The sequence below is a fragment of the Brevibacillus fluminis genome (assembly GCF_003710825.1).
Taxonomy (GTDB): Bacteria; Bacillota; Bacilli; order Brevibacillales; family Brevibacillaceae; genus Brevibacillus_D; species Brevibacillus_D fluminis.
In genome coordinates, this window is sequence record NZ_RHHQ01000046.1 from 1 (window position 1) to 294 (window position 294).

Consider the following 294-nt stretch of genomic DNA (forward strand, 5'->3'; position numbering starts at 1 on the left):
GTTTTTATTGAACATCATCTCGGTAAAAGGATACGGGGAGTCGGAATACTGGTTTGCGTTCATTAAAGTCGCAACGATCATCATCTTTTTGGTGGTAGGTGTGCTGATCATCATCGGGGTAATGGGCAGCGACCATGTCGGCTTTGCCAATTTCACGACGGGTGATGCGCCGTTTGCTGGCGGTTTCATGTCATTCCTCGGTGTATTTATGATTGCAGGCTTTGCGTTTCAGGGCACGGAGCTTGTCGGGATTACAGCGGGGGAGAGCGAGGATCCGAAAAAGAGCTTGCCGAA

Annotated in this window: 1 protein-coding gene; it reads left to right on the top strand. The window is 50.0% G+C overall.

What is annotated here, in order from left to right; genetic code table 11:
* Positions 1-294: amino acid permease (locus EDM56_RS30780; RefSeq protein ID WP_122921732.1), on the top strand; the 294-nt coding region annotated here is incomplete at both ends.